The organism is Kitasatospora sp. NPDC088779 (genome assembly GCF_040685395.1).
Taxonomy (GTDB): Bacteria; Actinomycetota; Actinomycetes; order Streptomycetales; family Streptomycetaceae; genus Kitasatospora.
This window is the reverse complement of the sequence record NZ_JBFBHW010000100.1, coordinates 1-8,214: the sequence shown is the minus strand read 5'-3', so window position 1 is coordinate 8,214 and position 8,214 is coordinate 1. Positions and strand designations below refer to the sequence as shown.

Sequence of the window (8,214 nt, the reverse complement as noted above, 5' to 3'; positions counted from 1 at the left end):
TGCAACCCTCGCCGGCCACAGCCGCCCGCAGCCTCGTGACAAGCAGTCCTCTCAACCTCATGCCAAAGCGGACATCAACTCACGAACCGCCCTCTAAGAAGCGGTTCTGGCTCAGCTTTTGTTTGCGCCGTGAGGCGCCGTTGGTTCAGTGCTGGAGAGCGCAGTCATCCGCTGCCAGGTGCAGGTGCCGAAGGGTTTCCAGTTCGGTGGTGGGGAAGGCGTGCATCTGCCACTTCTGGAGGTAGCCGTCCTCGCCGTGGGTTCGCCGCACCTTCTCGGCAGCCATCAGGACCGCATGTGCCAAGGAGGTACGAGGACGTGTGGACGTCCACACGAGGATACCCTTGCCGTCCGGTGCGTCGAAGCTGGTCGACATGTCCGGGAAACGACGGATCGTGATGTGCACGTCACTGTTTCGGCGACGAAGAATCCACCGCGCCTCTGCCGGTTCAAGGTCGAACGAGAACCGCTGGATGCCATGCGGGCCGTAAAGGCCCGTCACGCCTTTCAACAAGTCGGCGAGCGCGTTTGTACAGTAGCTGACGCTCTCCCGGTGCTTCGTCGAGCCGTCCCAGATCCTGCACGTCGCCCAGCCGGAGCCGCTCAGTTCCCAGCTGAAGTGCAAGGACCTCGTCACTGAATCCCCCTGATCGGTTGCGGACAACGCTACAGCGGCGCTGAAGGCGGGGGACGGCAGGGTACGCCACGCGACAGCCAGCTGGACCAGTGCGTCAGGCACTCCGAGGAACCCAACGGGCTCGATCACGGCATGCTGTCGCAGTGCTCTCGCTTCGTGTGGGGCGGGCCCTGGCCACGACGTGGCGCCGACGCGAGCGGAAACTGTACGGCTCCGCCCTACCGGGCTTTTGAATTCCTCGTTCCCAGGGTCAGGTCGACCGCTTGAGGTAGACGCTGATCTCGAACGGGGTCTGCCGGGCAAGCGCGACCAGCTGGCTTTGGCCATGAGAACGGGTTCAGGCACGAATTCCGTGAATCCGTGAAGTCGACCAGGTCCCCCTGATGGACATGGCCGACGGCGTCATCACCAGCACCGGCGGGGCCGAACCGGCGGGCGCGGGCACGGTCTCGGACCGCTGGGCAGGCACGACCTTGACGGGTTCGGGCTGTGGGTTGGGCCGGAACAGGCTGGCGGGTGTGGCCATGTCGAGGGCCTGGTGTGGGCGGAGGTGGTTGTAGGCCTGAACCCACTCGCTGATGGCGGCCTGAGCCGCGGCGAGGGATGCGAACGGCCCGCAGTCGTCGAGCAGTTCCCTTCGCAGGGTCCGGTGCCAGCGTTCGATCTTGCCGGTGGTGGTCGGCGAGTACGGCTTGGTCAGCTTCGCACCGATCCCGTTTTTCCGGCAGACCCGCTCGAAAAGCACCTCTGCGGGCGTGGGCCTGGTGTAGCGGCCGGTGAACTGCTTGCCATTGTCCGTGAGCACCTCGGCCGGCACCCCGTGGATCCGCATGGCCCGCACGAACGCGTCGGCGACCGCCCTCCCGGAGGGAACGGTGAGCACCTCGGCGACCACGATGAAGCGCGAGTGGTCGTCGATCCCGGTGAGCATCTTGCACTCGCGCCCGTCGGCGAGGTAGATCCCGCTGACCAAGTCGAGCTGCCACAGGTGCATCGGCGTCTCGCGCTGCCACCGCTTGTACTTGCGCCGGTGCTGCTGTTCCTGCGGGCGCACGAGACCGTTGCGGGTAAGGACCCGGTGGACCGTGGCCCGCGACGGGGCGGACTCCGCGCCGAGTCGCTCGATCTCGAATGCGATCCGTCGGGCTCCCCAGCGCGGGTGGGACCGGCGCATCTCGCAGACCAGGGCTTCCACCTCGGCCGGCAACCTGGTCGGACTGGTCCGCGGCCGACGGGACGCTTCCCGCAACCCCTCGAAGCCGCCCGCGGCGTACTTCGCCTTCCACGTGTAGACCGACTGCCGTGCGACCCCGTACCGCTGGGCGACCTCCGTGATCGGCGAACCGTCGAGCACCTCCAGCACCGCCCGGTACCTCTGCTCGACCAACCAGTCGCCCTGCTGCTGGCCCTCCGCCTCCTGAGTCACACCCGAAGCATCTGAAGCACGGTCAGGAACTGTCAAGGGTGTCCCGAGAACATTGCGTCAAACATGTCCTGAGCCCTCACAGTTCGTGGTGGTCACCCGTGGGCGGTGGTCTTGTCGGTGTCCTCGTGCGGCCTCCCGCTGGAGACGGCCGGGGCGGCGCCGCCCCGGCGCTGGGATCCACGGATGAGGATGGCGACCAGTGTCGCCAGGTCTGCGGCGCCGGCCGGGTCGTCCGGGTAGCGCGCGATCGGCAAGGGGGAGACCTGGTCCAGTCGTACTCCGTCGAGGTCCAGGACGTAGGCAAGAGCCAGCAGGGCAGAGCGTGCGTTGCCGTCCGGGAAGGGGTGGAAGAAGGCCACATCGAGATACGCTCTGGCTGCGCGGGAGGCTATGGGGAGCGCGGGATCGGTGCTCTGGTGCAGGCACTGGGCGAATTCATTCCACGTGGACGGGGTGAGCCCGTAGCGCTCACGGCCGTCTTTGGCGAAGGCGTCGCCGTCCCGGAAGGTGATGTCGGGTCTGCCGAGGATCAGGCGCTGCCAACCGGTGATCAGGGCAGGAGTGAGGGGACGCCTGCGGGCGGCGTCTGTGCGGGCCAGGTCGTTTGCAGCGAGTAGCCGGTCGGCGCGTTGCGGGCACCGGTTGCGGACCTCGCCGTTGAACCAAGCTGTGAGCCCGTCGACGGCCGGCACCACGGGATGCTGTGGCCCGGCACCGGCGGAGTTCCAGTCGACCTCGTCCCTGACCGCGCACCAGACGGCGAGGGAGTCAGTAGTCACGGTACGGCCGATGTCCGGTTGCGTTGAATGCCAGGTCCTCCACGACCGCGTCGACCGTGGTGCAGCTCGGTACGGCCCAGCTCTTGAACCGGCCGTCAACCGCACTCTCCACCAGCTCGGCTGCTTCCTCACCCTCCATGCCTATTGAGGAGAGGTACCAGGACAGCACTCGCTTGCAGAGCCCGTGCCAGCCATCCTGGGCACACGTGCGGTCCACGGACAGGGTCACCAGCCGGGTCGCCGCACGCTGCATGTGCCAGCTACGGTCCTCGACATCCGCGTCGGGCACCGGCGCGAGCTCGACGAAGCGCTCGGCCAGCTCTTCCAGCCAGTCGCGCCATTCCAGGAGCGACGCCACGACGATGGCGGCTGTGGCCTCTGGGCCATCCCTTAGCGAGTGGAAGTCACAGCACCAGCTCTGAACGACACCGCCGCCACCGCCCTCGCCAACCGCCCAGTGCCATCCGCAGGCCCACCGGCCGTAGCGGCCGACCAGGAGCTCCGTGACCGGGTTCAAGAAGTCGTCGAAGCTCAACGAGTAGGCGTCGCCTGAGGGAACCAGCGCGAGGACCTCCGCCGTGACCTCGGCCTCCTCCTCCCTGCTCCAGGCGAAGGCATGCTGGTCGGGGTCAACCTCCGACCACGTCAGCAGACGGGGCATCAGATACGGGCTACTGGACGTGGTGATCCTCCGATGATCAGTCCGGTCAGGGCAGCTGGCTGATGCTGCCAGGACCACGCCGCGTCTGTCATCTGCATATCCAGAGCGATCCGTCCCCGTTGATTACGGTGTGAGTGGGCCCGCACCGGCCAGTCAGCCGCGCTGCGCGGCAGGTCACGAACGCAGTTGGACGCATTCATCGAGAGATGTACCTCGACAGATGTGTCAGTTCGGGGAGGGGAAGAGGGATTCCTGGGTGGCCTGGTAGCGGTAGGACTCGGTGCCGGTCTGGATCAGGGTGCAGCGGAAGGTGATCCGGTCGGCGATGGCCGCGCAGAGGCGGGCGTCGCCGAAGGTCTTGTCCCATTCGGTGAAGGGTGAGTTTGTGGCGACCGCGGTGGCCTTGCGCTCCTCGCGCTCGGTGAAGATCTGGAACGGCAGCTTCGCGCCCTTGCGATCCAGGTTCAGGTAGCCGAACTCGTCCAGCTATGCGGATGGATATTCCCCCGATTGGTAGACATCACGGACACTGGATCTCGTGGATTCAGAGGAAGAGATGGCACCTATGGTGCACAAGTACTACTCAGCGGAGTTCCATGCTGACGCTGTGGCGCTGTACTGCTCCGATCCGTCGCTGACGTATGCGCAGGTCGCGCGGGATCTGGGCATGCATGCGGAGTCGCTGCGGCAGTGGGTGCGGGCCGCGGGGGCCGCGCCGGGGCCCGACGGTGTCCTGCCGGCTGCGGCCGGGTCCGGGGCTCCTGGGGTGGAGACGCCCGAGGAACGGATCGTCCGTCTGGAGGCGGAGAACGCGGCTTTGCGGGTGGAGAACACGGGGCTGCGCAAGGACCGCGAGACGCTGTCGGTCGAGCGGGACATCCTGCGGAAGGCCACGAAGTATCTCGCCTCGGAGACGAGCTGGTGATGAGCCGCTTCCAGTTCGTTGAGGACCACCGGGAGGCCTTCGAGGTCAAGCGGCTCTGCCAGGTGCTGGGCATCCAGCGCTCCAGTTACTACAAGTGGCGCGCCAGGGCCGCGACCCGCGCAGAACGGCATGAGGCCGACGCTGTCCTGGCGGCGCGGATCCAGCGCGTCCACGCCGAGTCCGACGGGACCTACGGCGCCCCGCGCGTCACCGCCGAGCTGCGGGATGGGGGCCTGGCGGTGAACGAGAAGCGGGTCGCGCGGGTGATGCGCAAGTTCGGGATCGTGGGCACCCATCTGCGCCGGAAGGTCCGCACCACCGTGCCCGAGCCGCCGGCGCCCCCGATGCCGGACCTGTTCGGGCGCGACTTCAGCGCGCCGGCGCCGAACCTGAAGTACATGGGCGACATCACATATCTCCCGGTCGGGGACGGGGAGTTCCTGTATCTGGCAACGGTGCTGGACTGCTTCAGCAGGTGCGTCGTGGGCTGGTCGATCGCCGACCACATGCGCACGTCCCTGGTCGCCGACACTCTGACGATGGCCGCCGCCACTCGCGGCATCCTACGCGGAGCGGTGTTCCACTCCGATCACGGAGCGCAGTACGGAAGTCGGCAATTCTCTTACCTGTGTGCCGAGTTGGGAGTTACGCAGTCCATGGGTGCTGTCGGAACGAGTGCCGACAACGCCGCCTGCGAGAGCTTCCACGCCTCACTGAAACGCGAGCTCCTCAAAGACGCACGCCACTGGCCCGGAGCCCAGGCCTGCCGAGCGGCGGTTTTCCGCTGGCTGAACAGATACAACACCTGGCGCAGGCACTCGGCCAACGGCCAGGTCAGCCCCGTCACCTACGAGCAGCAGCAGTCAGCTACCCTGGCGCTCGCCGCATAACCACACAAACCCGTGTCTACCAACCAGGGTGAAGCCCCCAAGTCGCCGTCCAGTGGCAGAAGGCATCCGCCGGCGACTGGGCCGCCGACGTCAGCCGCCGTGTCTCGGAGAACCGATGAAGCTACCCGTCACCATCCACCAAGCACGGCTCGGATCCGTGGAGTTCAAAGTCATCCGACCAGCCCAGCCATTGATCCACGCCGTGCTCACCGACCACGATCGACGCCTGGACGCCTACCTCGATCAAGACGCCGCGCGGCGAATCGGCGGTCTATGGACGCTCGCTGCCTCTTCACCGCGCTCACTGGTCCACCTGCCGATGCGAGGCAACCAAGCCCCCTCCCGCGAACTGCCGGAAGACGGCATGCGTCAGCTTGATCTCGTACTGCTGCATCACTCGCTCCAGTTCGCGCCTTCACGATGGAAGGAGGTGCGCGGGCGACTCGGCCCGGGTCGTCCGCAGACCGTGACGCTGCCCGATCCGGGACATCCAGGCGACGCCGTGATTGACCACGAGGCACGGCATTACCGGGAGAACCGGGACCTGTTCCACCAGCATCTCCACGCCGAGACCCTGTTCATGACCGGCAGCGCGAAGGTGTTCAGGGAAACCGCCCGGCACTTCCTCAACGTCGCCCGAAACGGTCCCAGCCACGTCCCCGTCCATCCCAGCTACCCGTACTTCTGCACAGAGCTCCACTCCAACGACGGCATTCTCGGCGACGCGCGCGAGATCCATATCGAGTACTGCGACCAGTGGGACTCATGAAAGGCCGCGGCCCCTCCTCCTGCTCTCGAAGGAGCCGCTATCGTGCAGCCGTGACCGGTTTTGCCGCACAGCCTCCACTGCTCTTCCTCGATGTCGACGGTCCGCTCATTCCGTTCGGGGCAGCGCCTCAGGAGTATCCCAATGCCGCGTAGTTAAGGACTGGTTGGGCTGGTCAAGACCACGTCCGGGTGGTTTCCCAACTCGCCGAAGGCAGTGGCGGAGATCATGAATGCGGGACCCCGGGTAGAGCCAGGAAGCCGACCAAGGTCTTCCTGCTCGAAGGGGTCCCGTTGCCTGATGATTGTGCCACTGTCGTGCTTGCTCGTACCGTCACCGTCGCGAAGGGCCTGTACGCGCCGGGACATCTGGGGGAGTTGACCCGGCAGATTCCCTTCGAGCTCGTCGACGACGTCTTGGCGCGGACGGGCACCACGCAGGCCAGGCTGCGGATACTGCCCTCGCGGGTCGGCGTGTACTTCGTTCTAGCCCTGGCTCTCTTCCCGAGCCTGGGCTACCTGCGGGTATGGGACAAACTCACCGCCGGCCTAAGGCAGTTGAACCTCCTTTGCCCTTCGGAGAAGGCCCTGCGTGACCTGCGTCGGCGACTGGGGCCGGCCCCATTGGAGCTCTTGTTCGACAGCCTCGCCGGGCCGGTCGCCCAGCCGACGACGCCTGGCGTGCGCTACCGGAGCTGGCGGACCGTGGCCTTCGACGGCTGCAGTTCTGCCAAGGCCCCGGACCGGCTGCGCGTCTGCGACTGGCTCGGCAAGATCAAGCACCGCTACGGACAGGAGGGCTACCCCATGCTGAAACTCGTGGCCCTGTGCGAGACCGGGACGCCTCGGTGCGGTCTTCGGCCCGGTAGCCCCAGGAGAGACCGTCTACGCCGAGCAACTGCTGCCGCTGCTCGACGACAGCATGCTGCTGCTGAACGACCGAGGCTTCGACTCCGATGAGTTCCTGGCCCGCTGCGCGGCCACCGGAGCCCAGCTGCTGGTCCGCCTCGACAACCGCCGCACTCCCGCCAAGTGGGCCCATCTGTCGGATGGTTCCTACCTGACGCGGATCCGCGGGGTACGCCTGCGCGTCATCGACGCCCAGGTCACCGCGACAGTCCACGGGGGCGTCCGCATCACCGGCCACTACCGCCTGGCCACAACGCTGCTCGACCACCACCGCTACCCCGCAGCGGAGCTCGTCACCCTCTACCGTGAGCGATGGGAGATCGAATCGGCGTTCTACGCCCTGCGGCATTCTTTGGCCAGCGGGCTCGTCCTGCGCTCGCACGACCCCCTCGGGGTACAGCAGGAGGTCTGGGCCCAACTGGTTGTCTACCAGGCTCTTCGCCGGGCCATGGCCGAAGCCGCAGAGTCCGAGCCCGGCACCGACCCCGATCGGGCCGCGTTCACCGCCGCCCTCGAAGCCGCCAGAGACCAGGTCGTCGCCGCCGATGGCATCCTGCCCGACCTCACCCGCCCCCTTCAAACCGGCCGGATCGGCCGAGCGGTCCTGGATAACCGGCTGTCCGGGCGTCGGCCGCGCATCGCACCGCGCCGCGTCAAGTGCCCGGTCTCCCGCTACGCGAACCCGCCCGACCAGAGCCGTCTCCGAGCCACCGCCCGCATGACCGGGATCACGGTCACCGTCCACCAGAGCGCCGAACTCGCCCCCGAGGGACGACGGGATCGCACGCTCCAACTCATGCGCGCCGACCCCGGCCGAGCCCGGCACGCCACCGAGGTCGCCAAGGAACTCGGCCTTCCCCACCATCGAAGCCTGACCGGTGAGCTCATCCGCTGGGAAGGGGAGGGAATCCTGCGCAAAGTCGCCCCCGTGACCTACATCCTGGCTCCCGAATGGGCCGTTCCCGACCGGCTGGACAACCACCCGGACGTGGTCTTGACCAGCCCAACCAGTCCTTAACTACGCGGCATTGGGGTACTTCATCTGAGCAGCCATTACAAAGGCTCCCTTCTCATGACCTATCAGGCCACCTCGGGCAACCTTCCGCACCTCGGGGGAACCGTACCCGCACCCTCGCCCTCGCCCGCACCCTCACCCTCACCCGCACCCTCGGCCGCACCCGTACCCTCGCCCGCGGCCGGGCCGCCCGGTCAGTGAGCCGGA

The 8,214-nt window shown here is 67.1% G+C and carries 6 protein-coding genes and 2 pseudogenes; 3 read left to right on the top strand and 5 right to left on the bottom strand.

Annotated elements, in window-relative coordinates; translation table 11 throughout:
- Positions 1-145: 145 nt before the first annotated feature.
- The 5 genes and pseudogenes from AB0P03_RS40365 to AB0P03_RS40345 form a co-directional block, all read right to left on the bottom strand.
- Positions 146-739 (bottom strand): hypothetical protein, encoded by a 594-nt coding sequence (locus AB0P03_RS40365; RefSeq protein WP_363633710.1) that lies wholly within the window; start codon positions 737-739, stop codon positions 146-148.
- A gap of 361 nt (positions 740-1,100) precedes the next feature.
- Positions 1,101-2,063 (bottom strand): annotated as a pseudogene (locus AB0P03_RS40360) (IS481 family transposase); the annotation flags it as partial.
- Between the two features lie 92 nt (positions 2,064-2,155).
- Entirely contained in the window at positions 2,156-2,842 is a 687-nt protein-coding gene (locus AB0P03_RS40355; protein WP_363633709.1) for a Fic family protein, read from the bottom strand.
- On the bottom strand, positions 2,832-3,503 hold the full coding sequence (locus tag AB0P03_RS40350) for a hypothetical protein (protein WP_363633707.1): 672 nt from the start codon (positions 3,501-3,503) through the stop codon (positions 2,832-2,834). Before AB0P03_RS40350 ends, AB0P03_RS40355 begins: the two co-directional genes overlap by 11 nt.
- A gap of 225 nt (positions 3,504-3,728) precedes the next feature.
- Complete coding sequence (locus AB0P03_RS40345) at positions 3,729-3,989, bottom strand: ATP-binding protein (RefSeq protein ID WP_363633712.1); 261 nt, start codon at positions 3,987-3,989, stop codon at positions 3,729-3,731.
- A 79-nt stretch (positions 3,990-4,068) separates the two neighbouring features.
- Between AB0P03_RS40345 and AB0P03_RS40340 the strand changes: the two genes are divergently transcribed.
- From AB0P03_RS40340 to AB0P03_RS40330, 3 genes and pseudogenes are all read left to right on the top strand, one after another.
- A protein-coding gene (locus AB0P03_RS40340; RefSeq protein WP_363633706.1) for an IS3 family transposase occupies positions 4,069-5,318 on the top strand; the annotation gives its coding sequence in 2 pieces (ribosomal slippage) (positions 4,069-4,405 and positions 4,405-5,318; 1,251 coding nt in all).
- Between the two features lie 115 nt (positions 5,319-5,433).
- A complete protein-coding gene (locus tag AB0P03_RS40335) occupies positions 5,434-6,087 on the top strand; it encodes a hypothetical protein (RefSeq protein ID WP_363589679.1) in 654 nt (217 codons plus the stop codon).
- Between the two features lie 290 nt (positions 6,088-6,377).
- Positions 6,378-8,010 (top strand): annotated as a pseudogene (locus tag AB0P03_RS40330) (IS4 family transposase).
- Positions 8,011-8,214 lie beyond the last annotated feature (204 nt).